13 protein-coding genes and 1 pseudogene are annotated in these 26,903 nt (G+C 66.3%); 3 read left to right on the forward strand and 11 right to left on the reverse strand.

The genetic code is table 11. The features are described from left to right. The first annotated feature begins 1,247 nt into the window (after positions 1–1,247). A complete protein-coding gene (locus tag AC1Q7Q_RS12310) occupies positions 1,248–2,387 on the forward strand; it encodes a GGDEF domain-containing protein (protein WP_492372460.1) in 1,140 nt (379 codons plus the stop codon). Positions 2,388–2,589: 202 nt separating this feature from the next. Here the strand turns inward: AC1Q7Q_RS12310 and leuD are convergent, their stop codons facing one another. Genes leuD through AC1Q7Q_RS12325 form a run of 3 tightly spaced genes read right to left on the reverse strand, consistent with a single transcriptional unit; the run spans position 2,590 to position 5,552 of the window. Next, positions 2,590–3,231: a 3-isopropylmalate dehydratase small subunit gene (leuD, locus tag AC1Q7Q_RS12315; RefSeq protein ID WP_492372459.1), complete on the reverse strand. Its 642-nt coding sequence runs from the start codon at positions 3,229–3,231 to the stop codon at positions 2,590–2,592. Positions 3,232–3,241: 10 nt separating this feature from the next. Then, complete coding sequence (locus AC1Q7Q_RS12320; protein WP_492372458.1) at positions 3,242–4,648, reverse strand: 3-isopropylmalate dehydratase large subunit; 1,407 nt, start codon at positions 4,646–4,648, stop codon at positions 3,242–3,244. Positions 4,649–4,658: 10 nt separating this feature from the next. After that, positions 4,659–5,552, reverse strand: a complete 894-nt coding sequence (locus AC1Q7Q_RS12325; RefSeq protein WP_492372457.1) for an isocitrate lyase/PEP mutase family protein — start codon at positions 5,550–5,552, stop codon at positions 4,659–4,661. 125 nt (positions 5,553–5,677) lie between these two features. Between AC1Q7Q_RS12325 and AC1Q7Q_RS12330 the strand changes: the two genes are divergently transcribed. Together AC1Q7Q_RS12330 and AC1Q7Q_RS12335 are read left to right on the forward strand one after the other, a co-directional pair. Beyond that, on the forward strand, positions 5,678–6,676 hold the full coding sequence (locus AC1Q7Q_RS12330; protein WP_492372456.1) for a Bug family tripartite tricarboxylate transporter substrate binding protein: 999 nt from the start codon (positions 5,678–5,680) through the stop codon (positions 6,674–6,676). A 17-nt stretch (positions 6,677–6,693) separates the two neighbouring features. Next, positions 6,694–7,458, forward strand: coding sequence for a GntR family transcriptional regulator (locus AC1Q7Q_RS12335; RefSeq protein ID WP_492372455.1), 765 nt, complete (start codon positions 6,694–6,696; stop codon positions 7,456–7,458). A 46-nt stretch (positions 7,459–7,504) separates the two neighbouring features. Here AC1Q7Q_RS12335 and AC1Q7Q_RS12340 read toward each other — a convergent pair whose 3' ends face one another. The 8 genes and pseudogenes from AC1Q7Q_RS12340 to AC1Q7Q_RS12375 all read right to left on the reverse strand — a co-directional run bounded on the left by AC1Q7Q_RS12340 (position 7,505) and on the right by AC1Q7Q_RS12375 (position 26,874). Beyond that, a complete protein-coding gene (locus AC1Q7Q_RS12340) occupies positions 7,505–8,227 on the reverse strand; it encodes an RNA polymerase sigma factor (protein WP_492372454.1) in 723 nt (240 codons plus the stop codon). A 151-nt stretch (positions 8,228–8,378) separates the two neighbouring features. Next, positions 8,379–20,591 (reverse strand): filamentous hemagglutinin family protein, encoded by a 12,213-nt coding sequence (locus tag AC1Q7Q_RS12345; RefSeq protein ID WP_492387165.1) that lies wholly within the window; start codon positions 20,589–20,591, stop codon positions 8,379–8,381. A gap of 273 nt (positions 20,592–20,864) precedes the next feature. Next, entirely contained in the window at positions 20,865–21,857 is a 993-nt protein-coding gene (locus AC1Q7Q_RS12350) for a FecR family protein (protein ID WP_492371717.1), read from the reverse strand. A gap of 118 nt (positions 21,858–21,975) precedes the next feature. Then, complete coding sequence (locus AC1Q7Q_RS12355) at positions 21,976–22,485, reverse strand: RNA polymerase sigma factor (protein ID WP_253927749.1); 510 nt, start codon at positions 22,483–22,485, stop codon at positions 21,976–21,978. Between the two features lie 2 nt (positions 22,486–22,487). Then, positions 22,488–23,297, reverse strand: coding sequence for a TonB C-terminal domain-containing protein (locus AC1Q7Q_RS12360; protein WP_492371716.1), 810 nt, complete (start codon positions 23,295–23,297; stop codon positions 22,488–22,490). A gap of 518 nt (positions 23,298–23,815) precedes the next feature. After that, positions 23,816–24,367 (reverse strand): annotated as a pseudogene (locus AC1Q7Q_RS12365) (tyrosine-type recombinase/integrase); the annotation flags it as partial. Between the two features lie 301 nt (positions 24,368–24,668). Further along, a complete protein-coding gene (guaA, locus tag AC1Q7Q_RS12370) occupies positions 24,669–26,288 on the reverse strand; it encodes a glutamine-hydrolyzing GMP synthase (protein ID WP_043346901.1) in 1,620 nt (539 codons plus the stop codon). After that, a complete protein-coding gene (locus AC1Q7Q_RS12375) occupies positions 26,263–26,874 on the reverse strand; it encodes a hypothetical protein (protein ID WP_492371714.1) in 612 nt (203 codons plus the stop codon). Before AC1Q7Q_RS12375 ends, guaA begins: the two co-directional genes overlap by 26 nt. Between the last annotated feature and the right edge of the window lie 29 nt (positions 26,875–26,903).

A 26,903-nucleotide genomic window follows, 5' to 3' on the forward strand; every position in this document is an offset into this window, starting at 1 on the left:
ATTAGCATGGGACTTTATCGTCGCTTTTACCGTCGGCCGCGCTGAACTTTTGCTGGTGCGGGAGATGGAGCGATTTGCGGGGCGACGACGCTGGCCACGCCATTATAAATCAACCCAGAGGATACAAAAGGTGCCGTGCCCTGCCCGCCCTCCGCCGACCTGCTGGGCTACGCCAATCGGGGGACACAGATACGGTCTGATCACGATCGTGGTATCGACGGCACGCCAAGAGTGGCATCACCTATTTCCGGAGAAGGCGGCCCGAGTTTTGAAGACGAAGTCGCGGTGAGTGCCGAGGCCACAGGCCAAGTCGGCCTGCCCCGGGAAAGTCCGTGGATTCGTCGCCAAGTAGTCTCGCAGATGCGCTTCCATCACGAACAGGCTGGATCCGTATGGGTCCGGACTCGCGTCCATGGCCTCTCCTTGAGTGGTAAATGTGGGGGTCGAATTGACGGCTCGTCATATCCCCGTGCGTTTGCACTCAACCCTTGGGTATGTTTAGCCTGCCGCGTACGAGGCCAAGCCCTCAGCAAAACGCCCCATCTGCCTGTCCGGTAGAACTTTCCTACTACACCTGCACTACGACGTCCATTCTCCGAACTGGTCGACGGTGGTGGGAGCCTCCTCCTACCTCTTTGCAACAAGCCGAGATCCACCAATCAACGCACGAATCAACGTCGGAGGCAGCTTGCCTTCCGCCCACTCCCGACCCGGCGACTTACCGTCCATCATGAATGTCCATCACGACGAGTGATCGCTTGGAGCTCCACCTGCAAGCTCACGCGCCCCAACTTCACCGCACTTACAAGACGATACTGGCAGAGCCGAGCTCTCATTGCAGCGGAGTGATCTTGCTAATCGCACAGTTGCCAGCATCGGCCACGTAGACGTTGCCGCCGGCGTCGATCGAAGTACCAAAAGAGGCTTTAAACGAAGCGGCGGTACCGGTACCATCGGACGACCCAGATGTTGTCGAACCCTCCAGGGTCGTGACTATGCATTCGGATGTCCGGTCCGCAGCAGACACGCGACGGTTCGCCGGCCCGGCCGCCGTTATACTTCGGTTTGCGCAGCCGTTTCGAGCGCGTCGTCCACTTCGATACCAAGGTAGGCCTCGCTAACCGGCTCCGCGGCGAGTCAGTCACTGGGCATGCGCGATTTGGGCTGGGGCAAATCCCAATCGCGCCAGTCATCTTTGTGAAAAAGTGCTTCTTCGATAATTCGCGTATGGGAACCGAAGGGGCTATATGCACCTGACTTTCGATGTGGGCACCATTATTCTTCTGCACAACACCTCGTTGATTGCAGGCGCCGCGGCGATATTGCATAGCCGCAAGCGTTCGTCCCGGCCCACGGGTCTAGGGCGTCTCGCCGTTGCTTTGATTGCCTTGGCAATCGGTGCAGTGCTGGCTGCGTTTGGGGAGCGGGCCGCCTTACCGCTTTGGCTGTGGACGCATTTGAGTCTTCTTTTAGGGACGATCGCCTATCCGCTGCTCTGGGACGGCATACGGCGCCTAAGTGGTCGCCGCCGGAGCCATTACTGGATTGTCATACTCGTGCCGGCGGTGTGGTTCATATTTGGCATAGTGTCGGGATTCCCGCTTGTGAATTCTCAGCGGGCGAGCGTCTTTCACCTGACCGCGGTAATGTCCCTGGCGGCTTCGGCAGTCGAGATATGGCTGGACCGACATAGCGAGCCACTGCCTGCGCGTCGTCCGTTGGCTGCGTGCCTCCTGGTGAGTGCGCTGATCTATGCTGTTCGCCTCGTTTGCATCGTTCTCGATATTCCATCGGAATTTGACTTTTCGGCTGCCTTTTTTCTTCAGATATTCTTCAATTTCTGGATTGCGCTGCTGGTTGTGACGCTCGTCAGGGAGCGGCGCGAGGCGGGTCTTCAGCTTGCAGCGGACACCGATGCACTGACCGGCGTCGGTAACCGCCGCTGGTTCCTGGGGCGCCTTCCCCCAGCGCCGCTCGCAAACAGCGCTCTCGCAATCCTGGATGTGGACCACTTCAAGCAGATCAACGACAGATTCGGACATCCTGTGGGGGACCTCGTACTGGCGTCGGTGGCTACAGCTGTCCGAGATGGATTGCGGGAGGGAGACGTCCTTGCGCGATACGGGGGCGAGGAGTTCGCGCTCTTTCTTCCGAACGTCGACGAGCAAGATGCCAGAGCGGTCGCTGAACGGCTTCGCAAGCGAATCGAAGCAATGTCCATTGTGATCGACGGCGGGCGCGTTAGCGTTAGCGTTACCGCGAGCATCGGTGTGGCCTGGAGCGACCGGAATGGCGGGGCGTGGGAAGCCTGGATAAAGACAGCAGACAGTGCTTGTTATGCGGCGAAGGGCGGCGGGCGCAACCTCGTGAAGACGAGCGCCGTGTAGATCCAGCCACCCCAAGCCGAGGTCGGGAGCGGCATCGAGACGTCTTAACGACGCCACTCATCGCGAGATGCAATGCGCGATCTTGCCGTCCGGGTGCGTGATATCGACAATGTAGCCGAGTCCGATGAATGCAGTGTTTGTCATGGTCTGTGTCGAACCGTTGCGGTGAGGTGGCCAGCATGGTCTCTGGCCACCTGAGATGTCAAAGCGGCTCTTCTACGGCCAAAACCCAGGGACGCGCCTCACGCAGCGCCGCCTGGTACGCCTCGATCTCGGCCCGGCGCTTCAAAGTCAGGCCAATGGCATCGAGCCCTTCGAGCAGCAGGGTGCGTTCGCTCGGGGGTACGATGAACGGCAAGCAGCGGCCCTGCGGGTGCTGCACCGTGCAGGACTCAAGATCGACGGTCAGCTCCAGCACCTCCCGCTCGGCTTCGGCGGCCAGCACGGCAATTTCATTCGCGGGCAGCACCACCGGCAGCACGCCATTGCGGTAGCAGTTGCTCTGGAAGATCGCGCCGAACGACGGCGCGATGACGCAGCGAAGGCCAAACTGCCGCACCGCCCAGACGGCGGCCTCGCGCGAGGATCCGCTGCCGAAGTTCTCGCCGGTCAGCAGGATCGTCGCCCGGCGGTAGGGTTCGCGATTGAGCACAAAGTCGGGGCGCTCGACGCGCTGTCCGTTCCCGCTCCCGCTGGCTTCATAGCGCCAAGGCGCGAGCAGCTTCTCACCATAGCCATCTCGCCCGGGTGAGTTGATCTCGCGCGAGGGAATGAGAAGGTCGGTATCGATGTTGGCTCGCATCAGCGCAGCGGCGATTCCCTTCAGTTGGATGAACTGTTCCATGTGATGCTCCCTAGCGCAGCAGCGGGCGTGGATCGGCGATGCAGCCGGCGACGGCTGAGGCGGCCACCGTTGCCGGGCTGGCCAGGTGAGAGCGCACGCCCGGGCCCTGCCTGCCCTCGAAGTTGCGGTTGGTGCTGGTGATCACGCGGCGCCCCGGCTTGCCAGGCTGGTCGAAGTTATCGCCGCCGGCGAAGAAGCACAACGAGCAGCCGCTTTCGCGCCACTCGAAGCCAGCTTCCGTGAACACGCGATCCAGGCCCTCGCTTTCTGCGGCATGCTTCACACTGGTCGATCCGGGCACCACGATGGCCTTTACGCCAGGGCGCACGCGTCGTCCTCGCACCACCTGCGCGGCGGCGCGCAGGTCGGGCAGGCGGCTATTGGTGCAGGAGCCGATGAAAGCCGCATCGATGGGAGTCCCCAGCATCGGCTGCCCGGGGTGCAGCTCCATATAGCGCAGCGCGCGCTCGGCATCCGCGTCGGCGGGAGGCGGCACTGTGCCGGTGATGCCCACGACCTGGCCGGGATGGGTTCCCCAGCTCACCTGGGGAACGAGCTCCGCGCAGTCCAGCTCCAGTTCCTTGTCCCAGTGCGCGTCGTCGTCCGAGCGCAGCGCGAGCCAATCCGAAACCGCTGCATCCCAGGCGGCACCTGAAGGGGCAAAGGGTCGCCCCGCCAGCCATTCGACGGTACGCGCGTCTGGCGCCACCAGACCAGTCCAGGCGCCGAACTCGACGGCCATATTACATAGGGTCAGCCGCCCCTCAACGTCCAGCGTCCGCACTGCCTCGCCCGAAAATTCGATGGCATGCCCGTCGCCACCGCTGACGCCGAACCTGCCGATCAAGGCCAGCACCATGTCCTTGGCCGACACCGCCGGCCCGAGGCTGCCGTGGAACGATACCCGCATCGTCCGTGGCTTGCTTCGCACCAGACACTGCGTGGCGACAGCGTGCTCGCCTTCGGTAGTGCCGATGCCCCATGCCAGCGCGCCAATGCCCCCAACAGTGCAGGTATGGCTGTCGCAGCAGACCAGGGTGCTGCCCGGCAAGGCGATGCCCAGCTCCGGGGAGATCACGTGCGCGATGCCCTGACGTGGAGTGCCCAGGTCGAACAGGCGGATGCCCGAGCGCCGCGTGGCGGCGCGAAAGGCCTCAATGAAGCTGCGCCCGCCCCGAACCAGCGTGTCGTCGCCCCGGCCCGGCTGAGTGTCGACAATGTGGTCCATGGTGCCGAACACAAGGCTCGGATGCGCCACGCGATGCCCCCCCTCCTCCAGGCCGGCCAGCACGCGCGGCCCGGCGCGGTCGTGCAGGAAGACCCGGTCGACATGTAGCAGCGCCTGCTCGCCCTCCAGCTGGGCCACAACGTGCTGGTCCCAGATCTTCTCGATGATGTTGCGCGGTGATGCATACATAATGCTCACCTCACGGTGCGGTGCCGGGATGCTGCAGCCCGGCCAAATAGCGCTGCTCCAGCGCGAACACCTCCTTGAAGCCGACCAGCTCGAGCTGCTCGCGAAAGTCCGCCAACCGCGCGCCGGGACCACCGGCGTAACCGTTGGCACGCAGCGCCGCCAGCGCGTCGCGCATGCCCTGGATGGCCGCCAGCATCAGCGTGGCGGGCAGGCTCACGCGCGCGATGCCGATGCCCTGCATCTCCTCGAACGTGAAGGCTTCGGGCGACTTGCCGCCTTCGACCACATTGATCGCCACTGGCCCGCGAATTCCCTGCACGGCCTGCCGCGCCAGCTCCTTGGACGTCATGCCGTCCACGAAGATCATGGTCGCCCCCGCCTCCAGGTAGGCATTGCCGCGACGGATCACTTCCTCGATGCCGCCTACGGCAAGCGCGTCCGTACGCGCGTTGATCACGAAATCCGGATCCGTGCGCGCCTCGGCGCAAGCGCGAATCTTCTGCACTGCTTCGTCCAGCGGCACGATGGATTTGCCCTCCAGGTGGCCGCAGCGCTTGGGCATGACCTGGTCCTCGATATTGACGCCCGCGCAGCCAATGCGCTCAAAGGCCTTGACCGCATACCAAGCGTTGACGGCATTGCCGAAGCCGGTATCGCCGTCGGCCATGACCGGCAGGTCGATGGCGTCGACTATCTGCTGCGTGGCCGCGACCATATCGGACAGCGAGAGGAAGCTGTAGTCCGGCAGTCCCAGCCGGCTCACGGAAATGCCGAAGCCGGAGCACTGCACCGCGGGAAAACCCGCCTCCTGCGCGATGCGGGCGGACAGGGGGTCAAAGGCACCGGGCATGACAAGGAGTTCCGGCGCGTGGATCAGTTTCTGGAGTAATGCAGTCTTTCGCATGATGAGTCTTGGTGGTCGTGGTTCGCACAGTATGTATGCATGTTTTTATATTTTCAAGAAATAAAGTAATCATGAAGCATTAATTACGCTAACATGCATACATACAGAAGAAAGGAGACCTGCACATGCCAAGCCTGAAATCCCTACGCCGGACTCGCCCCGTCCTGCTGCTCACGCTCGTCGGCACCATCTGCCCCGCCTGCTGGGCGCACGCCGAAACGAGCGTTGCATGGCCCGCGCGACCGCTCTCGCTGGTCGTGCCATTCCCTGCCGGCGGGACCACCGACACGATCGCCCGCCTGCTGTCGAAGAACCTGTCCCGGCAGTTGGGCCAATCCGTGGTGGTGGAGAACAAGAGCGGCGCCAGCGGCACGCTGGGTGCCGCGCAGGTCTTGCGCGCGCCGGCGGACGGCTATTCCCTGCTGCTGGGGACGCCCGCCGAGCAGATCAACGCGCCCTTGCTGATGGCGCGCCCGCCCTACGATCCGGCGCGCGACTTCACGCCGGTCGGCTGCGTCAGCCGCGGCCCGAACGTGCTCGTCGTCAATGCGGCATCGAAGGCGAAGACCTTGGCGGACCTGCTGCGCATGGCACGGGCGCAGCCCGGGCAGATCAATTTCGGCAGCGCGGGCAATGGCAACACTTCACACCTGTCTGGCGAACTGTTCGCGCAGGCGGCCGGCGTCGTGCTCACGCACATCCCCTATCGCGGCAATGCTCCGGCCATCGCGGACACCATCGGCGGCCAGGTGCAGATGATGTTTTCCAATCCGGCCACCGTGCTGCCCCATATCCGCAGCGGCACGCTGCGGCCGCTCGCGGTGACGTCGCGCGCGCGGATCGCGTCGCTGCCGGACGTGCCCACGCTGACGGAGGCGGGCATCCCGGTGGAGATCTATAGCTGGACCTGCCTGTTCACGCGGGCCGAAACGCCGAAGGAGATCGTCGGCAAGCTGCATGGCGCTCTCGCGCAGGCGCTCGATGACGGGCAGCTCGCCCAGGCGATCGAGGCCAGCGGAGCAGAGAAATTCCCCTCGACACCCGAGCAGACCAGCCGGTTCCTTGCCGGCGAGCGGACAATGTGGGGTAATCTCATCCGCAGCCGACACATCCACACCGACTGAATCCTAAATCCAGAACGATGTCTTCACCCGAAACTTCCCGGACCCGCGCGCTATCAGTCGCGGATACCCTGCGCAACCGCATCTTCGACGGCGAGATTCCGCCCGGGTCCCACTTGATGGAGGTCACACTGGCCCAGGAGTTGGGCGTCTCCCGCACGCCGGTGCGCGATGCGCTGGCCCGGCTCGCCGACGAGGGCTTGCTGGTCTACCAGCCCAATCGCGGCTTCCTGGTCCGCCGCTTCCAGCCCAAGGACATCAAGGACGCCTTCACCGTGCGGGCCACGCTCGAGGGCTTGGGCTGCCGGCTGATCGGCGAGCGCGGCTTGCTGCATGCCGAACAGGAGCGCCTGGGCGGCCTCCTGGCGGCTCAGCGGCGGGTGCTGCACGAGCAAGAGTGGAACGACCAGCAGGCCCTGCAGTGGCAGAACATGAATCTCGACTTTCACTACGCGCTGCTGGAGTTGGCGGACAACAGCTGGCTGACCGACGCCGTGCGCCGCGCGCGGCAGTTGCCCATCATCTTCGACAGCAAATCGCATCCCCACGACCATGACGCCCTGATGCTGCTGTACCAGCGCGACCACAGTCGGCAGGCGCTCGCGGAGCACTACCGCATCGTGGACGCGCTGGCGCTGCGCGAGGTCGGCCGCGCCGAGGCACTGATGCGCGAGCACATCCTGACCAATCGTGACGTGCTGATCCGCGCCCTGGGGACGAACAGGCTGGGCGCAGCGGCGCAGGTGCCCGGCAGCGGCTCCGATCAAGCCGTGTGCGGCACATAGCACGCCAATTGCCGAAGGAACATTTGTCCGTCTATGTCGTTCACACTTATTCGACCGGGCATAAGGAATGGGCGGTATCCACAAGCGCGGAGTACGCTCCGGTTGGCGCCTCCTTTTCCGATGCATAGGCACCGCAGTCCCTCCTTCTCGCGTGCAGTAACGCGCGCCGCGGCGTGTTGACACCCCCGACGGCGCGCCGCCCGGTCTGCGTCGCACAGTAGTCCAGGGTCTGACGCAGCACCGTATCCACGCTGCGCAGCGAAATGCCATGGCGTGCAGCCACTTCCTCGCGGGTCAGTTCCTCCAGGCGCAAGCCCACCAGCACGCGCCGGTGGCGGCCCGGAACGTTCTCCAGCGCGCGATCGAGCGCCGCCAGATCCGAGCGCGCTTCCACGACGGCTTCCGGCCCCGGTCCTTGGTCGGCAAGATGCTCGAACACGGTGTCTGCATCGAGCGGCGATGGCCAAATGCGACGGTCACGCAGCTGATCCGTCGCGAGGTTGCAAACGACGCGATACACGTAAGCCTCGGCGCTACGCACCGTGTCAGGGAGTGTCGCGCTCCCCAGGCGCAGCCACGCCTCCTGCAGGCTGTCGCGCGCCGTATCGGGGCAACCAATTTGGCGCGTCAGACGTCGACGGAGCTGGTCATAGTTCAATACAAGGAAGTCGCGCAGGACGCCCCCCGACGCACCGGCATGGGAGGCCACACCGGCCGCGCCGCCAGTTGTCCCGAGCGCCTTGACGCAATGCGCAATGCTCGTATCCATGAGACGTCTATCTCCGTGTTCCACTTCGAAGTCCTCAACCGCACAGGTGATTCCAGCGCGAACGCTCCCGCCTCGACGACGCAATGCCGAACGCTGAGAGGAGTTGGAGAAGGCGATGCCACGATAGACGCGCATGCCGCTCGATTGGCTGCTACCGGATCTGTTTCAGATTGCGGCGCTCGTCGTCGGTCAGTCGCTCCAGCTGGACAGGATTGAACCGCCCGCCCAGGCCGACGAACTGCACTGGACTCGCCGGATCGTATGGCACGCTGGATTGGAGGCCGCCAGCAGGCACCTTCTTGCTCTCGCCGTCAGCGGGCGACGACGACTCCGTGCCAGCGTCGAGCATGCGCACCGTGAAGATCGAAGGCAGGTTTTGCCGCTGCGCCGCGCGATCCCGCGACATCGCATCCTGCGCAGCGGCGGCAGCTTGCGACGCCGTTGAACTGGCATTGGTCATCGCCCCCACATTCACGGTGGCGACCACCGGCAGCCCTGTCGATTTCCCCTGAACCTGCACGTTGGCCGCGTTTACCACCTGCAGCGCCGCGAAGTTGACATTGCCCGAGACCCGGATGCCCGCCTCACCGGCATCGATGGTGCCCAGCGGCGCCACCAGGTCCACGTCGCCGGGCGGCACCTCAGGAATCGGGCTCAGCGTGGCGATGCCGGCGCCCGAGGACGGCACGTTCGGCGACACCGTGACATTGCCCAGCGCGTCGTAGACCCGCTTGGGCGGGGTGTACACCACCGTGGTCTTGGAGCCCCGGCCGGCGTTGATGTCGCCTTCCGACGACCAGCCCTGGATGCTGCCGCCGAAGGTCGTCATGATGCGCGACAGGCCCAGCAGGATGCTGCCCTTCGCGTAGAGCGCGATGTCCCCCGCACCCTGCGTCAGCAGGCCGGCGCCGGCTCCCGCCGGCACGCCCTCCACGCCGACCAGCGTCTTGCCGCCCGGGTTGAGCATCTGGATGTCGCCGCCGAAGTTGGTATGCACGCCGGCGTCGGTAATGACTGGCACCGTCTGCCCGTTGACGGTGGTGGAACCCGTGATACTGCTGAACATGGTGATGTCGCCCTGGTAGGCGATCGCCTTGCCGCGCGCATCCGTGGCCGGGAACAGCGCCGCGATCGCCTCGCGCCCGCGCAGGTAGCTGCCATAGCGCGAACTCGCCGGATCGTTGTACTCGCGCCCGCCGAGCAGCAGCTCCTGGAAGTAGGCCTGCCGCGCGAAGACGCCCTGCTGCTCGCCGGGCAGCGCCAGGAGGTACGCCAGCGCATCGGCCGCCGCGCCCTTGTAGCCGAAACGCTGCCGCAGCCAGGCCAGCAGCTCTGCGTCGTAGGCATGCGCCACCTTGCCGCTGCCCGCCAGCGGCGTGCCTGCGTTCAGCTGGTTCGCCGCGTCGAAGTAGAGCCTGGCGAAGCCCGCGTAGTCGGGGCCGTTCGCGCCGGCACCGGCCAGCACCGTGATGCCGGCCCCGCCCGACTTGTTCGACGGGTTGACGATGTCGCCCACACTCGTCAGCGCGCCGTAGTAGCCCTGATTGAGGTTGCGTCCGGCCTGGGCCTGCAGCAGGCCGGGGCCGGCGACATTGACCGACTGATAGAAGATGTCGCGGCCCGCCTGCATCACGGTGATGTCGTTCGCCCCCACGTTGAGGAACACGCTCGGCGTCGGGCCCGTCCCCACGATGTCGCGGCCCGCGAGCACTTCGAACGGCTTGGCCGCGACATACCACGTGCGGTGCGTCGGCATGAACTGGCTCGAGGGCGACCAGTTCCGTGACAGCGCTTGTCCGATCTGCAGGTCATCGATATCGATGCCCGCATAGACCAGGGCCGGGCGCGGATCCTGGGCATGCAGGTTGCTCGTGGGGTTGTCTTCGCCGAAGGCGATCGGGTTGGATGCGTTCACGCGCACCGCGCCATCGGCGGCCGCATTGCTGGGGCCGCCCGGGCCCGAGGTGGTTTGAAAGAGCGGTCGCGCGGGGGTCGCCAGGCTGGCCATGTCGGCGCCCGACATCGACACGGTAGAGCCCGAGCCATAGATCGACCCTGCCGCAAGCAGCTCCAGCTGGCCGGTGGGCGACGGAATCAGCTCGATGACACCTGGCAGGGCACCCGCGGAGTCCGTGTCGCGTAGCCGGATGTCACCGTTGGCCGCGGCAACGGATAGGCTGCCGGGAAAGAAGCCATTGCCGTTCTGACTGCCGCTGCCCGACAAGGCGCCGTTCAACGGCGCGACATCGCCGCCCGCGGCAAGCAGGCGGATCGCCGTCGAAGGCCGCCACAAGGTGAACTGCGCATTGGCGCCCTTGACGATCGCGCCAGGCACCGTGTAGTACATCCCGGCGCTGTCCGCGAGCGCCGTCATCCCGGCATCGCCGGCGCCGCCCAGCACCAGGTCGCCGCGCGTGGACACCATCACGATGCCGTCGCCCGGCACGACCGTCGGACCGGGCGTCTGCATCGAGCGCTTGATCGTCGAGACATCCAGCACGCGGGGATCGTACGACGTCCAGTACGACGGTCCCGTATTCTGCGCGATCACGCCCACCGCCCCGGCATCGATGGCGATGTCGCCCCTCAGCGCGGTCACCGAGCCGAAATAGTCCGTGGAATAGCCGTTGGAACCCTGGGCCTGGCGGCCATTGAGGACGCCCCCCACCTTGACGGTCAGGTCACCGCCGCCGGTCTGCACCAGGGTGCCATCCGCCATGACCCGGCCGGTGGAGGCGACGGCGAGATCGAGACCGGTCGAGCTGAAGCTGGCGCCGTCCGTCGTCACGCCGGCATGGCGTCCCGCGACCACCGTCAGGTTGCCGCCACCCAATGTCCCGATGCCCTGGAAGCCGATCAGCCCCAAGGCGGAACTGTTGGCATTGGTCTTCGCCATGGATCCGAAGTTGATCCACCATGCGGCAGGATCGGGGCTGACCCCTCCGCCGCCCTGGCGCCACAGCCAGTTGCTGGTCAGGTTGCTGTCGACGAAGCGCAACGTGCCGTCGGCGAGCTGGATGTTGCCGGTCACGTCCTGTTGCGCCGTCAGCAGCAGGTCGCCGCCGTGCTCGGGGTACCACGCCTGGGACACGCCGCCGGTGACGGTCGCTGCAAGATCGTAGGGGTTGCGGCCGTCGGCCGTCCTGAGCGGCGCCGACTGCGTACCGGCGGTATAGACGCCGTAAGGCGTGGCCTCGCTGAAGCTGCCGCCGGCCAGCAGGTCGAGGCTGCCGGTGCCTGTGCGCAGCACGCCGAAGAAGGTTCCCGTCAGGTCGGCGTTGTAGGCCGGGTCGTTGAGCGTGAGGTTGCCGCCGCCGCCGAGCGCTTGCGTCGCCTGCAGTGTGCGCTGGTCAGCCGCTGAGGTATCCGCGCCAGCGACCAGGCGCAGCGACGCCGACAGCGAACCGGCCGCCAGCATGTTCGCCCGCGCCGAGGTCGCGGCAGCCGCGGGGCTGCCCGGATCCGTCTGCAGCGACAAGCCCGTGACCTTGCTCTCCAGGCCGACCGCAATATAGAGGCGCTTGAGTTGCGTGCCATTCGGGATGACGGTTCCCGAAGCATAGGTGGTACCGTCGAGCGCTTGCGGCCGGAAAGACATCGGCAGGCCCGCGCCGGTGGCGAGCGTGGGCACGGTCCAGCCCCCTGCCGCGGTCACCGCCACGGTGTTACCGGCGACCAGGCGCCACAGCAGGGCGCCCTGCGCGGCGAAGTGGACCTTATCCGTGGACAGGGAAGACGGCAGGATGGCGGCAAAAGTGGGCGCGATGGATGCGCCGGCCTGGAATCCGTCCGAGATGCTGCCGCCGATGGTCAGGTTGCCGCCCGCGCGGACCACGAGGGCCATCGGTTCACCTGCGCCGTAGGTCGGCGATGCCGGGCCGCGATCCGCGCCCTGTCCGTAGCGATACCCGGCCAGGTCGATATCCCCCGAGGTCGAAAGATCGCCGCTGGAAGCGATCTCGATGCCCGGCCGCAGGTGGAAGGCGCCGCCAAGGGCCGACAGGCCCGCCATGCGTGAAGCGAGTGCGGCATTGCCGAGCGCGGTGTGGATGAAGTCCGTGCTGGCCGCGTCGTAGCCGTCGAGCGTTGCCTGCGAAATGGTACTGCCGCCCGGCAGGTTGTAGGTCCAGAAGGCATTGAGCGCGAGGCTGTTCGCGCCCTCGATGGCGAGCGGACCGCCCGCGCTGATGGCAATGTCGCCCGAGGTCTCGCCGGCGCGCCGCGCATTCAGCACGATATCGCCATGGGCCACGCCATCCGGGGTGGACAGGTCGATGGTGGCGCCCGGCTGCAGCGTCAGGGTACCTCCGGCGGCGGTGAGTTCGACATGCCCGCGGTTCTTCGCCTCGATCGGCTGGCCGTAGCTGTCGACCTGCAGCACCGCGCCATGCGCATCGAGCACGGCGCTCGATGCCAGCGTCAGCCCGTGGGCGGCCGACAGCCTGATCGTGCCGGGGGCCGCGCCCGATGCGTCGATGGTGCCGCTCACGGTCAGCTGCCCGCCGTCCGTTGCGATCGACACCTGGTGCGCCTTCACACCGTCGCCGACCACCAGGTCCCCCTGCCTGGCGGTGAAGCTGCGGGCATCGAAGAAGCCGCCCCGGGTCAGCGCAGCGTTGAGCCCGGCAAAGTCGGCGAACGCTCCTGCCCGGGCACTGAAGTCGCCGCTGGCCTGGCCGTCGGTCGCGCCACCGTTCAGCGTACCGTTCAGCGCGACCTGCCCGTTGCCGGCATCGATCGTGATCTCGCCGGCGTTCGCATGGATCGCCGAGACGTCGATCAGCGAGCCGCCAGCCTGCACCACGCCGCCCTGCGCGCTGTGGAAGCTGGCCGTGCCGCCGAAGCCATAAACCGTAGCCCGCTGGATGGTCGACGGCTGGCCGCTCAGGTCAATGCGGCTGCCCGCGTCCAGCGCGATGTCGTGGGTGGCGTTCACCACCAGCTTGCCACTCGGCAGCAGGATGGTGCTGCCGATGGCGACGCTGTCGCCGCCCAGGTCGATCTGCGCGCCTGCGATGGTCGAGCTAGCCTGGCTCGGCGCCTGGCCTTGCGGCGCCACCACGTTCAGCGCCCCACCCGCCGTATAGGCCATGATCGACTTCTGCATGCCGGTCAGCAGCGGCGTTGCCAGTGTCAGGTTGCCACCCGTGCCGCTCTGGCCGAACACGGCCGCCGGATCCGCGCTGGGCGCCTGATAGACAAAGAGCGAGCCGTTTCCGGCCGACACGATCTTCTCGCTGGCCGTCAGGTTGACGTTGCCGAAGCCATAGACCGTGCGGCTGGCCTTGCTATTGTCCAGCGACAAGAACTGGCCGAGGTCGATCTCCCTGGCCACCAGGTCCAGCGTGCCCGTGCCGGTGCCCGGGCCGCCCGCGCCCAAGGCCGCCGGCGAGGTGCCTGGCACCACGCTCCAGGCGATCCTGTCCGCGGCGAAGGTCGCGCGGTCGCCGGCGTTGCCATAGCCGTAGATAGCGGGCGTCGCCAATTGCAGGTCAACACCGGAACCTGTGGCATCCAGCCCCGTGGTACCGAAGGTGTTGATGGCGTTGGCCGCGCTCAGGGTGAAGCGCTGCAGCGCGGGCGCGCCATGGTCCGGGTCGCCGTGCAGCAGCGTGTTGAACAGCGCCTGGTCGATCAGCAGGCCTGCGCCCGCGCCCGCCGCCGCGACGGCGCTGCCGGCGCCCACATTGAGCGTGCCCACAGCCAGCGTGATGTTGCGCGCGCCGAAATGGGCGCTCGGATCGAGGCTCGACTGCCCGTTGGTGGCAAAGGCCAGGGTGCCTTCGGCGTACAGCGACGATCCGGCGCCGACCGCGATCGAGCCGTTGCTGTTGGCGGAGCCGACCAGGTTCACGTTTCCGTTCGACAGGGCGAGCACGGTCACCGGGTCTGCCAGGTAGCGCAGTCCCGTCGAATCGGAGTCGAACGGCACTGCACCCCGGCCGACCGTCGACAGCGTGACCCCGCTGCCGACCGCGATGTTCCCGCCCACCAGGAACATCTCGCCCGCCTTGAGGGTCACGCCGTCGCGGATGAAGAGATCTGCGCCATTGTTGCCGAAGAACTGCAGCGAGCCGTTGGCCGGCGCCAGGAAGGCGTTAACGGTCAGGCGCGGCGCGCCGATGGCGTTGATGCTGCCGGCGCTCACCGAAATGCCGGAGAACCCGGCGGTCGGTGCCTCGTTGAACACCTCGCCGACATTGCGCAGGGCCACCTGGCCGCTGACGCCGCCTTGCGAGGGGGCAAACAGCACCGTCCCGCCGAAGTTCAGCGCGGACGGCGCCGGCGTGGGCGACGGCATCGGCATGTCGCTGGCCGCATTGAACTGCACGTCCAGGACCTTGCCATCGATGGGCAACAGCGGGCGCAGGCTGCCGGAGAGCGCGGCTTGCGCCGTCAGGAAGTCGCTGTAGCCCTGTTCGCTGTAGTGGGAATACGAGCGCACGGCCGTGCCCGGGGTCACCAGCACGGTGGTGGGCAGCTGGCTGCGGATGCCGGTGTTGGCGATCCCCGTGACGCCGGAGGTGAGATAGCTGCCGCCGCCGATGGCCGTCGCGCCGCCCGCCACCTTGGCGCCCCTCGCGCCGAGTTCAACGCGGTAGGCGCCGGGCAGCAGCGCGTAGTTGGAGGGCAGCAGCGTATAGGTGCCCGCGGGCAGGCCGGGCACGCCGGCCGCCAGCGTGATCTGCTGGCCGATGTCCGGGTCGCCCGCGCCGTTCTCGGGCGCCACCGGCGCGTAGCCGGAGACATAGCCCGGCAGGATGGCGTAGACCTTGTCGCCCGCCTTGCTGAACCGGTTGGCCGGGTTGGCATTGATCAGCGGCGTGCCGAGGATGTTGACCGAGCCGCCCCGCCCGGAGACGAAGCCCGCGCCGGTCAGCGTGCCGCCGCCGGACAGGTCGATGAGCGCGCCGTCCCGGACATTCACGTTCTGGCTTTGAAGCTGTACGCCGGACTGGATGCCGTTCATGTTATACCCGGTCAGACTCGAGCCCAGGACCGCGTTGCCGTTGTAGTTGTATGTGACGCCGTCGATCGTCCCGCCGTAGGGAATCGTCAATCCGGCCATCGATACCGACGTCACACTGCCGGGCAGCAGATCGACCGTCTGCGCGAGGATCGAGTACGGATTCCCTCCGATATCGATACGCCCGAACGGAGCACGGACGATCCCGCCTTGTTCGATGATGGGGGCAACCAGGCTGAGATGACCGAAGACCGACAGCGGAGCGTCCGGCACCGTGGCCGTGGTGCGGCCGATCCTCAGCGTGGCGGCATAGCCGTTATTGCTCTGGCCGGCGATGACGCTGGCGACCGCATTGGTGGCCGGATAGACCTGAGCCGCTTCCAGGTCCAGGTCCCATGCCGATGCCAGCGTCGTGCCCTGCTGGACCGTGGTGGGCAGGAAACGGATATCGCCCTGGCTGACCAGCTTCGCCGAACGGAAACCGGGGGCCGGAGAGTTGAGATAAGTATTCTGCGCGGGATCGTAGTAGCTGTTGCGGGCCGAGAAGACGACCAGGCCCTGGACATCGATCTGGTTCGCGTCCACCGCCAGGGTCGCCGTGGTCGGCGAAGGAGCGGCCCCCGGGTTGTAGATGGTGCCGCTCCGGCTGCCGTCGCGGACGACGACCGGCGTGCCACTGAGCATGACATACGGCGCCGCCAGGCGGACGGCGCCACTGCCTGGCGTCAGCGCCGGGTCGGTGCCCGGAACCCGCGGTCCGGAGGTGAACGCTCCGGCATTGAGCTTGAGACTCCTGTCCAAGGATAGGGCGACGTCGCCGGAAAAGACGATGTAGTCGCCGGAGGACAGGGACAGGGCGCTGAAGCCGCCCTGCTTGACCATGTCGGCGCTCACCGTCGCCTGCCCGAACGGCAGCGTGGCCACCGGGGCGCCCGGCTCGGACAAAGCTGCCGCAGCCACACGCGCTTGCGTTACCGTCATCACGCTGGGCACCAGCACGCTGAACGGGATCTGCGCCAGCAGATCGGGGAAGGCGGGCGTGATCAGCGCAACGGACAGCTCCCCGCCCGCGACCCCCTTTCCGCCCGCTGCGGCATGCAAGTTGCCGCCCAGGTCCAGGCCGCTCATCGAGGACAGCGCGATGCCGCCCCCATTGCCCGCCAGCGTGATCGTGCCGGCGCTGGATTGGCCCGGAACGGTCGAGGCATCGACGGTCACGGCGCGGCCATCCGCGTTCAGCTCGGCGCCAGGACGGATCACCACAAAGGCCGTGCCGCCGCCCAGCTTGATGGTGCCGCCATCCGTGACCGCGCCATAGCTGCGGCCCAGGGCATCCACCGCCGTGTAGGCCTGGCCCGAGACATCGAGCCTGCCGTGCGGACCGACCCAGACCGACACGCCGCGGTTCGCCCCGGCCGCATCGAAGTTGCGCGCCAGATCCGTGCTGCCGTCCGTTTCATTGGTCAGGCTGATGCTGCCGCCGCGCGCGGTCAGACTGCCATCGACCGTCACCTGGCCGAAGGCATCGAGCCGGATGCTCTGCCCCGCATCGACGGCGATGCTGGCATTGCTGCCGATCACGATGGCGCCGCCCGAGGGGTCCCCGCTCGCGGACTTGGCCAGCGAGCGCAGCGCCAGGCTGGCACCCCCGCGCTGGCTCAGCGTTGCGCTTTGCGGGTGTTCGGCGAATAGCGGCGGGAGCCACGAGGACATCGCCGAAGAGGGATTGCTGCCCGCGCGTACATTGAGGCTGTCGGACGTGAACCGGTACACGGGCATGGCCGGCGCGATGGCCGCCCCATCCGTCATCAGCACGCCGCGGCCGCCGTTGATATCGTAGTTGGAGAAGCCGGCGCGGAAGAAGGCGCCATCGAGCGAGGGCAGCGGCACGACCGACACGGTCTGGCCCAAGGCCACGCCGACCGGGATCACGGTACCGGCCTGGTAGGTCATGTCCCGGCTCTGGACCGAGCCCGCAGCATAGACGAGATGGTAAGGGTTGATGGCAATGCCATTCGGGAAGACGCTCGAGGGGATAACGGTGCCGGCCGGGATATGGTCGGGGCCACCAACGATGCGCGTCCCGGCCGGCACCACGTCACCGGGACTGTAGTAGACCAGCAGGCCATCGATCCCTTTGGAGGACAGGTCCACACCGTCCGGGACGACCCAGTCCGCGGCGGTCGGCGCACTGGGCCAGTTCACCAGGGAGATGACGGTGGGAGCAGGGACATCCAGCGTCAGCTTGGCAAACGTCTGCGTCAGCGTGAAAGGCAACGGTTGCCCCGCCCGGATCGTCAGCGGCTGGCTCAGCCTCAGCGGCGTCGAAGCCGGCGTGCCGCTTGCCAGCACGCCACCGCTGAGCATCGCGTTCTCGCCGATCAGGACACTGTCCGGCGATGAGACGGTCAGCGTGCCGCCGCCCTTGACACCGTAGGCGCGGATTTCGCCCTTGATCGCCAGCGTCCCGTCGCTGCTTTGGTTGATCGAGTCGCCGGCGATCAGGGTGACGTTGCCGCCCTTGCCGCCCATGGTCTTGCCGCTGGCGAGGATCGCGCCACCGGACGACACGTCGATCAGGCTGCCATCGCCCAGCATGAGGTCGCCCGACGAATCGAAGGTGACGTTGCCACCGTTAAGATAGGCGAGGCCCGTGAGCGTATCCGGATCGGTGCGCGCGTTGACCCACACCCCGCGCGCATCGATCGTCGCCCCCGGCGCCAAGGCAAGTGCGGAGGAACCGTCGGCCGCCGTCAGCGTGATCGGGGTCTTCGCTCCGGCCTGCAGGAACAGGTTCGACACGTTCACCGTGCCGCCGTGCGCCGTGATATTGGCATTGACGTCGACATTGGGCGCCACCAGGCTCAGCTGGCCGCCATCGGCGAGCACCAGCGGCTGGCTCACCACGATGCGCCCGCCGCTGGCCAGGTCCAGCGCGCCGAGCTGGAAACCGTTCAACATGCCTGCGTCCAGCCACACCGTGTTCTGCCGCTGCGGGTCGAGCGCGTCCGCCGCCCCCATGCCCGGCGTCACGCCCACCTCCGTGCCGATCTTCACCTCGCTGGTGAACACCCCCGTGCGCCCCGGCCCCGTGTACTGCCCCAGTGCCAGCCCGCCCGCCTGTGCCACGGCGTACTGCCCCTGCTTGTAGCCGTCGGCGAGACCGGCCGCGCGCGCCTGCGTCTGCTGCGCCCCGTTGAAGACCCGGGCTACCACCTCGCCTTCGAGTACCGCCGTCGGTGCGCTCACCTGCAGGCGACCCGCGTCGCGGCCCACCGTGTAGCCGTTCTGCAGCACCTGCTGCGGCGCGATCAGCGGGCTCGCATACGACTGCGTCGCCGTCTTGCCCCAGCGCGGGTGCTCGTCGTCGAAGCCGGTGTAGACCCCCGTGTACAACACCCCCGCCTGCGCGTTATTGGCGTTGCTCAGCGTCCCGTCCGCCCCCTTGAACCACGTCTGCCTCAGGTATCCCGTCTGCACGTCCAGGCTGCCGCCCGACAGGTTGATCGACGAGCCCGCCTGCGTCACCACCTCCTTGCCGCCCAGCGTCACCCTGCCGCCCTGCGCCGCCCACTCGCCGATCCGGTGTCCCTGGTTGCCCAGGTAGCCGCCCACCTCCAGCAGCCCGCCCCCCGTGTACCAGCGCTCGGTCGCGTAGCCGCCCACGCCCGCCGGCACGTACACCAGCCGGCGCCGGTCGATCCACACGTTCGCATTGAGCAGGTTCCCGCTGTCGCGGTTGCCCGGCGCATCGCGCTGCTCGTTGCCCTGCACATTGACCCTCACGTTGTTCGTGTCCATCGCCAGCGCCACGCCCACCGCCCCCGACACATCCAGCTGCGCCCGGTTGGCCACGAAGCTACGCCCCGTCGCGCTCACCGCGATCTGCCCTCCCGTGGCCAGCGTCAGTGAATCGCCCTGGAACAGCACGTCGCCCCCGCTGACGATCTCCACCCGCGACTGGTCGCGCCGGTCCGACAGCCTCGACAGGTTGTCGAACAGCCCCGATGCCGCCCCCCCGCGCAGCAGGTCCTGCGCCGCCGAGTCCTGGATCAGCGCGTCACGCTGGCTGTCCAGCGCCGTGGTCTTGCCGTCATCGTCGATCAGCACCGCCGTCACCGCGCCCGGCCCCAGCGTCACCCGCCCCTGCGTGTCCGCCGCCGAGTTCAGCAGGTGCACCGTGCCGCGCGTGTTGACCGTAGTGGTCGCCACCGCCACCCCGAGCTGCTGCACGTCGCGCCCGGCCAGCGTCACGTCGCCCTCCGTGGCCAGGATCAGCCCGCTGTTGGCCACCTTGCCCGCCCTGCCTGCACTACTAGCGCCGGCCGCGAACCGCGGCGAGATCTCGTTGCCGCGCGTGGTCGACGCGGTGTTGCCGTCGGTGCCCCCCCCCCGCCGGATCACAAAGCTGTCGCCCGCGGCCAGCGCCGCCTGCCCGCGCGGCGTGGCGATCGTGCCCGCATTGCCGACCTCCGCGCCCAGCAGCAGCACATAGCCCCCGCCCTGCGTCACCGTGGCCGGCGTGCGCGTAGCAATCCGCGCGCCGGCCTGCACCTCCACCTTGCCCAGGGCATCGGTGAAGCTTGGCGTCGTGCCATTGAGCCCGTAGATGCCGTTGCTCGTGAACTGGCTGTCGCTGATGCGCGCGGCGGCCGCCACCAGGTTGCGCGTGTCGACCTGGCTGGTGCCGCTGAAGATGACGCCATTGCGGTTGACGATCATCACCGTGCCATCACCCCGGATCTGCCCCTGGATCTGGCTCGGCCGTGCCTGCGGGTCGTTGACGCGGTTCAGCACCGCCCAGTCCGCCTGCTGCTTGAAATCCACCGTGGTGTTGCGCCCGACGTTGAAGGTCTCCCAGTTCAGCACCGCGCGGTCCGCGGTCTGCTGGATGGCCACCGTCGTCTTGCCGTCGGCCACCGTCTGCGCCGGCGCGTTGGCGTTGACCCAGCCCTGCGTAAGGCTGTTGGTGTCGATCTTCAGGCCGCCCTCGGCCAGCCCGTCCGGCACCGTGGCGTTCGCCGCCGCGGCGGCCGCGCGCGCGCTGGCCTGCGCCGCCTGCATCGCCGCGATGCCCTGTGCGGCCGTGCCCAGGTTGGCCAGCGAGCGCTGCAGCTCGGCGTTGGCCTGTTGCTGCTGCGCCGAGGGGCTGGCCAGCGCCGACACCGGCATGCCGTTGGGCAGGCGCCCGGTCTGCTGCGCCGCGCTCTGCGCCGCGCCCTTGGACGCAAACCATGCACTGCTGAACGCCTGCTGCGCCTGCGCCGTGCCCCAAACCCCGCCAGTGGCAAGCAGCATGGCAACGGCCCGGGTCAGCGGCGCCGTGCGCAATGGCCATGCCGCCGGTGCCAGGTGTCGTGATTTCGCTATTGCGCACTTGCGCCCGCGTGTGCTCATCTGAAGTCCTGCCCAATAGTTGAGTCGATTCCGCTACGGCAGCCCGCCCGGTGCCGGGCTGCCACGTCCTTCGAGTTTTGTTTGGTTCCGCTTCGCAGTAAGCGGCAACAGGAACTCGCTGAGACAAGACGAATGGCTACCGCCAGATCCCTCAACTATTTTTTGACTTTGCACTTTCTCGCCGGGCTACAGCGGCGAACCTCGTGAGGCGGTGGGCATTCCACACCCGATGCACTTTGCGCAGTGCGAAGGCCAGCCCTCGTGCCGGAAAGATCAACTCAGGACCAGCAGTCCTCCTGGCAAGGACGTGGCTTCAAGCTTGTAGGTACGCTCGATTTGCCATAACACCGCGTCGAGAGACGTAACCAGGAATCGACCGCTCACCAGATGGGCGCGAACAGCGGCGTTCACCAGCACGACACGGCCGGGGCGATAGCGGTTGATTTCTTCGACCACCTCGGCAAGCGGCGTATTGCGGAATACCATTTCTCCGGTGCGCCAAGCCGACACTTCCTGCGGATCAGCGCCGGCGACGGGGCTGACGATACGATCGTCGTAGATTGCTTGCTGCCGAGCCAGGAGTGCGCGAATCCCCGAGGGATGCTCCACGCGTGCGGCGCCCTCAAGACAGGTGACACAGACCTTGCCGTTGAGAGACTTTACGTCGAGGCGTCCCGATTCGGCTACGCTTCGGCCGGCTCCCGCCGTCACGACGAAGCGCTGGCCGTCCCGGGACAGGTCGACGGCGGCCTGTCCATTGATAAGTTCCAGGCCGACCATTTCGCCATGGTCCATCTGTCGTCGAACGCTGGTCCGCGTGTTGAGCGTAACCAGAACACTGCCGGCACGCCCGATTTCCTGCCGCTCGCCGGCGGCGGTACGGTAGTCCGCCCCCCACTCCGTGATTGCTGGCCAGGCCCCGAGGGGTGGGTACACCGCGGCAACGGCCGCTACGGCCGCAGCACTCACCGCCGCGCCCATGAATGCACGACGGCCCGACTGCATGGGGCGTCGTGCATGGCTGTGTGCGGCGGCGATCCCCGGATTGGCACGCAGCAATTCCCCTGCCGCCGGCTTCATCGCAGTCCAGAGCCGCCTGGCTTCGTTGAACGCTTCCTTATTGGCCGGGCTGCTCTGCAGCCAGCGTTGAAATCCTTGCGCATCCCATGCATTGACTTCGCGCGAGGTGAGCAAGCGCACCCAGGCCCGCGCTTCCTCCTGGAGCACGTCGTTGGAGACGGCATGTTGGTCGATGGGTTTCTTCACGATATCGAATCAAGCCACCATGACGACACGCGCTGGATAGAGTCGGCGAGCGGCGCGCAGCTTCGGCGCGGATTGCGTTTCACGAGTAAAGACGAATGACAATGCTCAAATCCCTCAACTATTTTTGTCTGCTCGACATTTGGGCACAGAAATCGTGCGCGCGCTTCAATTCGTTCTCGACCGTGCGTATCGAAACCCCCAGTCGCTCGGCCACTTCCTTTTGCGGCAATCCTTCCCAGCGGACCAGCAGCAAGATTTGCCGCCGGCGCTCTGGCAAGCGCGCCATGATTCTGCTCAAGGCCTCAAGCTCGGCACGGTCTTCAACCACCTGCGCCGGACCGGGTGCGGGATCGGACAGCGCCATGAGAGCGTCAACGTCGTCTGTCGACAAGTTGCGGCTCTGCCTGCGCTGGATATCGACGGCGATATTGACCGCCATGCGCAGCAGATAGGCACTCGGGCTCAGGATCGGCCCGCGGCTCTCCTGGCGCTGCAACCTCAGATAGGTATCGTGCAAAGCATCGCCGGCCAGATCATCGCTGCCCAGCACCCGCACGAGACTGCGCTTAAGTTTGGCGTAGCGATTGGCCAAATGGTCCAACAAGGCCGGCTGCACGTCGTCGGACATAGCTAGGATGCCCCCCTGCCGCAGCGAAGCGTGCCATTGTGATCCCCGGGGACTATCAACATAGTTAACGGTTGTTGCACCATATCCAGCGGCGGCGGAGGGACCTGAATCGTTCTCAAGGTCTCCATCAGCGCCACGTCACGTTGGGGCTCCCCCGTCGAACCCAGCAAGCGCACCCCTTGGATGCGGCCATCGGCGCTCAATTGAAAGCGCATCAGCGCGCGGTAAGTCCCGGGGGCGGTCCGTGGGGTGCTACAGAGCGCCTGCCAGATGCGGGATTGAACCTGGCCAGGATACCGTCGATCACTGACCAGATTGTCGATCCCGGCATAGGGTGCCGGTGCAGCGTGCTCATCGGCTTGCATCAAGACAAAGGCACTGCCGCCTCCCCCTGCATCGTCTCGTTCTGCGACGAGGCCGGTGCCCTTGAGTAGCTGGTTCAGCGCGACTTCGGGCAAGAAGCGCCCCCGCACAGCTGACGACATGCGCCCGGTCACGAGTTCGCTTCGAAAAAGCACCGGCCGTCTGGACTGCGCCGCATAGCGGTCAAGTGCGGAATCCAAGGGTAGCGCGGGTATGTCGAAATCGAAAAACCTTTCATTTCTCCCCGCCGCGAGGCTGATGGCCGGCGCATCCGCCAACGGCAATGTGGCAGCGGTGGCCTGTCCATGCAGAGGCATGTCCGACCGTGATGGCCCGCCCGACGTACCCGTCGACTGCGCACGCACCATCCCAGTCGCAATCAGGAGCCCCAAGCCACTCAAGAATCCTGTCAGCGCAAGCACGCTGACCGATGCCGAGTTGCCTGTCATTTCAAACGCATGAGTCGCCGGAGTTTTTGGAAATAGCGGGGTGGATGCTTCGCCAGCAATGTCGTCGAATTTTGTGAATATTTCATGACGAACGCCGCTTTTTCCGTGTGACTTCCATCTACACAGAAAGGAAGTGCGCCCTGCTGGACGCAAAAAAAACTATGCCGAACGGCCGGGCCAAGAATCCCGGTTAGGTTAGCAATAGCACCGGCGGTTCACCCGGCCCGGCCTGCGATTCGCTCCAGTGCCTGCTCAAGCTCGCGGCGATCTGCCTCGCGCTTGGCCGCGGCACGCTGGGCCAGGTTATGCAACTTCCGCCGAACACCCGGCAGCTGACTCGCATGAGAAAGCCCGAGAATGCCGAAGTCTGGCTTCTCGTCTTCTACTGACCGAAGAAATGCGCACGAAGGCTTGTCCAGCCACCCTGCCCCGCGCGCCAGCAATCGCTCACGGCTCTCCCGCAAGGCCTCCGCGCTGATTGGCTCGGCCGTCAACCGTGGCAGATCGTGTTCGATCAGGTTGATCGCCCTCTCACCATGCAGGCTGGCGACGGCATAGACCTGTTTCACGATGTCGCGGACATGCACCGCGGTGGCGGGCGCACCGCGCACCTTCACCTTACCGCACAGGGCGCGCAGGTCATCAGCGGTGATTTCATTGAGCATCCGGTTCTGGAAGGCCGGCAGAATGTCCCGATCGACGATGCTCTTGCACATCGCCTCGGTGCTGTCGGCAATCCGGGCATCCACCAGCCACTTGTCGGTCACGTCGCCAAAGGTCTTGGCGGCGGTCAGTCGGCGCTTTTCGCGCTGCTTCTCGTGGGCTGGGGACTTGCCTTGGGCGACGGCCTTCTTGGCGTCGAGCAGCTCTTCTCGAACCATCGCCAGCGAGATGCCGGACGGCCCGTGGCGGCCAATGGTCAGCGTCTCGCGCCGGCCATTGAGACGGTAAACCTAGCGGAAGGTGACGGTACCGGTGGGCGATACCGTCACATACATGCCATCGCGGTCGGAAGCCTTGTATGTCTTGGATTTAGGCTTGAGATTGCGCAGTGCGGTGTCGGTAAGCATCGAGGTTTTTCCTCCTGTTCATGACGGCTTTTACCGTCAGGGGCCAGGAGACCTGCTGATGCCGGGAAAACCGCATAAAGCCAGCTTTCCCGAAGAGACTTTTACCGTCAAAGACCGATTTGGTCTGGATAGTAAGCGGGAGGGCCTTAATCCGGCCTCCTGGTTCTACTGCCACTTCTACCGCCAACCAGTTCCGCTGGCCGGCGATGGTGACCGATAGCCATCGCAACCCATTTCTTTTTAAATCAATACGTTACGACGATTTTTCGATAGCTGGCGATAGTCCCCGAAGGACCCGATTTCACTCCCACTCGATCGTTGCCGGCGGCTTGCCCGACACGTCATACACCACGCGATTCAACCCCCGAACCTCATTGATGATGCGGTTCGAGCAGCGGCCCAGCAGCGCGTACGGCAAATGCGCCCAATGCGCCGTCATGAAATCGGTGGTCTGCACCGCGCGCAGCGCGACCACGTAGTCATAGGTTCGGCCGTCGCCCATCACGCCAACCGACTTGACCGGCAAGAACACCGCAAAGGCCTGGCTGGTCAGGTCGTACCAGCTCTTGCCCACTTGCGAAGGCTCGCACATGCCCGCAGCGGCATCCTGCTCGGTAGCAACCGTGCCACGCAGCTCTTCGATGAAGATCGCGTCGGCGCGGCGCAGCAGCTCGGCGTAGTCACGCTTGACTTCGCCCAGGATACGCACGCCCAGGCCCGGGCCGGGGAACGGGTGGCGGTAGACCATCTCCGGCGGCAGGCCGAGCGCCACGCCGAGTTCGCGGACTTCGTCCTTGAACAGGTCGCGCAGCGGCTCGAGCAGCTTCAGGCCGAGCGTCTCCGGCAGGCCGCCCACATTGTGGTGGCTCTTGATGGTGGTGGCCTTCTTGGTCTTGGTGCCACCGGACTCCACCACGTCGGGGTAGATCGTGCCTTGGGCCAGCCACTTCGCGTTGGTCAGCTTCTTGGCCTCGGCCTGGAACACTTCGACGAACTCGCGGCCGATGATCTTGCGCTTTTGCTCGGGATCGGTCACGCCAGCCAGGTGGCCGAGGAACTGCTCGGACGCGTCGATGGCGATGACCTTGGCGTGCAGGCGGCCGGCGAACATGTCCATCACCATCTTGCCTTCGTTCAGGCGCAGCAGGCCGTGGTCGACGAACACGCAGGTGAGCTGGTCGCCGATGGCGCGGTGGATCAGGGCTGCGGCCACCGAGGAATCGACGCCGCCGGACAGGCCGAGGATCACTTCTTCGTCGCCGACCTGTTCGCGGATCTTGGCGACGGCTTCGGTGATGTGGTCATGCATGACCCAGTCAGGCTTGGCGCCCGCGATCTTCAGCACGAAGCGCTCCAGGATGTCGCGGCCCTTGGCGGTATGCGTGACTTCCGGGTGGAACTGCACGGCGTAGTAGCCGCGCGCTTCGTCGGCCATGGCGGCGATCGGGCAGCTCGGCGTGGAGGCCATCAGCTTGAAGCCCGGCGGCAGCTCGGCGACCTTGTCGCCGTGGCTCATCCAGACCTTGAGCATGCCGTGGCCTTCGGGCGTGGAGAAATCTTCCAGGTCCTTGAGCAGCGCGGTGTGGCCATGCGCACGCATCTCGGCGTAGCCAAACTCGCGATGGTCGCTCCACTCCACCTTGCCGCCCAGTTGCACGGCCATGGTCTGCATGCCGTAGCAGATGCCCAGCACCGGCACGCCGAGGTCCCACACGGCCTGCGGCGCGCGCAGCTGGTGGTCTTCGTAGGTGCTGGCGTGGCTGCCGGACAGGATGATGCCCTTGGGCGCGAACTCGCGCACGAATTCGTCCGTGACGTCGTTCGGGTGGATTTCGCAGTAGACGTGCGCTTCGCGCACGCGGCGGGCGATCAGCTGCGTAACTTGCGAGCCGAAATCAAGGATGAGGACTTTGTCGTGCATGATGGGCGGATGGCGTTTCGTCCGGTGCGGGCTCGGTCATCACTTCGGTGCCCGGACCATAGCCGGGCGGCGGCGTGACACCCGGCTCGCGCCGGTATTCGGGTGATTGCGGCCGGCGTGCCACGGGGGCGGTGCCGGCATCCTTGTTTTGCGTCTCTTTTTGCAGCTCGCGTTGTTCACGCTGCTCGCGTTCGCGCACGCGTACGCGCTTGGCGGCCGGGATCTGCACCGCGGCGAAGAAGGCCAGCACCGCGGCCAGCACCGGCAGCCAGATCTTGCCGGCGCCCTGCACCGGCAGCTCGAACATAAGCATCCACGCCACGATCAGCACCGCGCTGGTGAGATTGACCTGCCCGACTGTTCGCGCCACCGCCACCGTGAGCTGCCCGTTGACGGTTGCCTGCCACAGCAGCAAGGCCAGGCCGACCAGGGCCACGCCGAGCAACTGCCCGTACATCGCGGGCTGCGGCTGCGGCAGTTGCAGCGCGCTATAAAGGGTCGTGAAAGGCGACAGCAGCATGACGATGCCGAGCAGCAGATTCAGCAACGCATCCAGGAACAGCACGGCACGCAGCAATACTTTCATGAGAACTCCTCCGGCCAGGCGCAGTGCCT

Source organism: Cupriavidus sp. GW823-FHT07A04 (genome assembly GCF_058794615.1).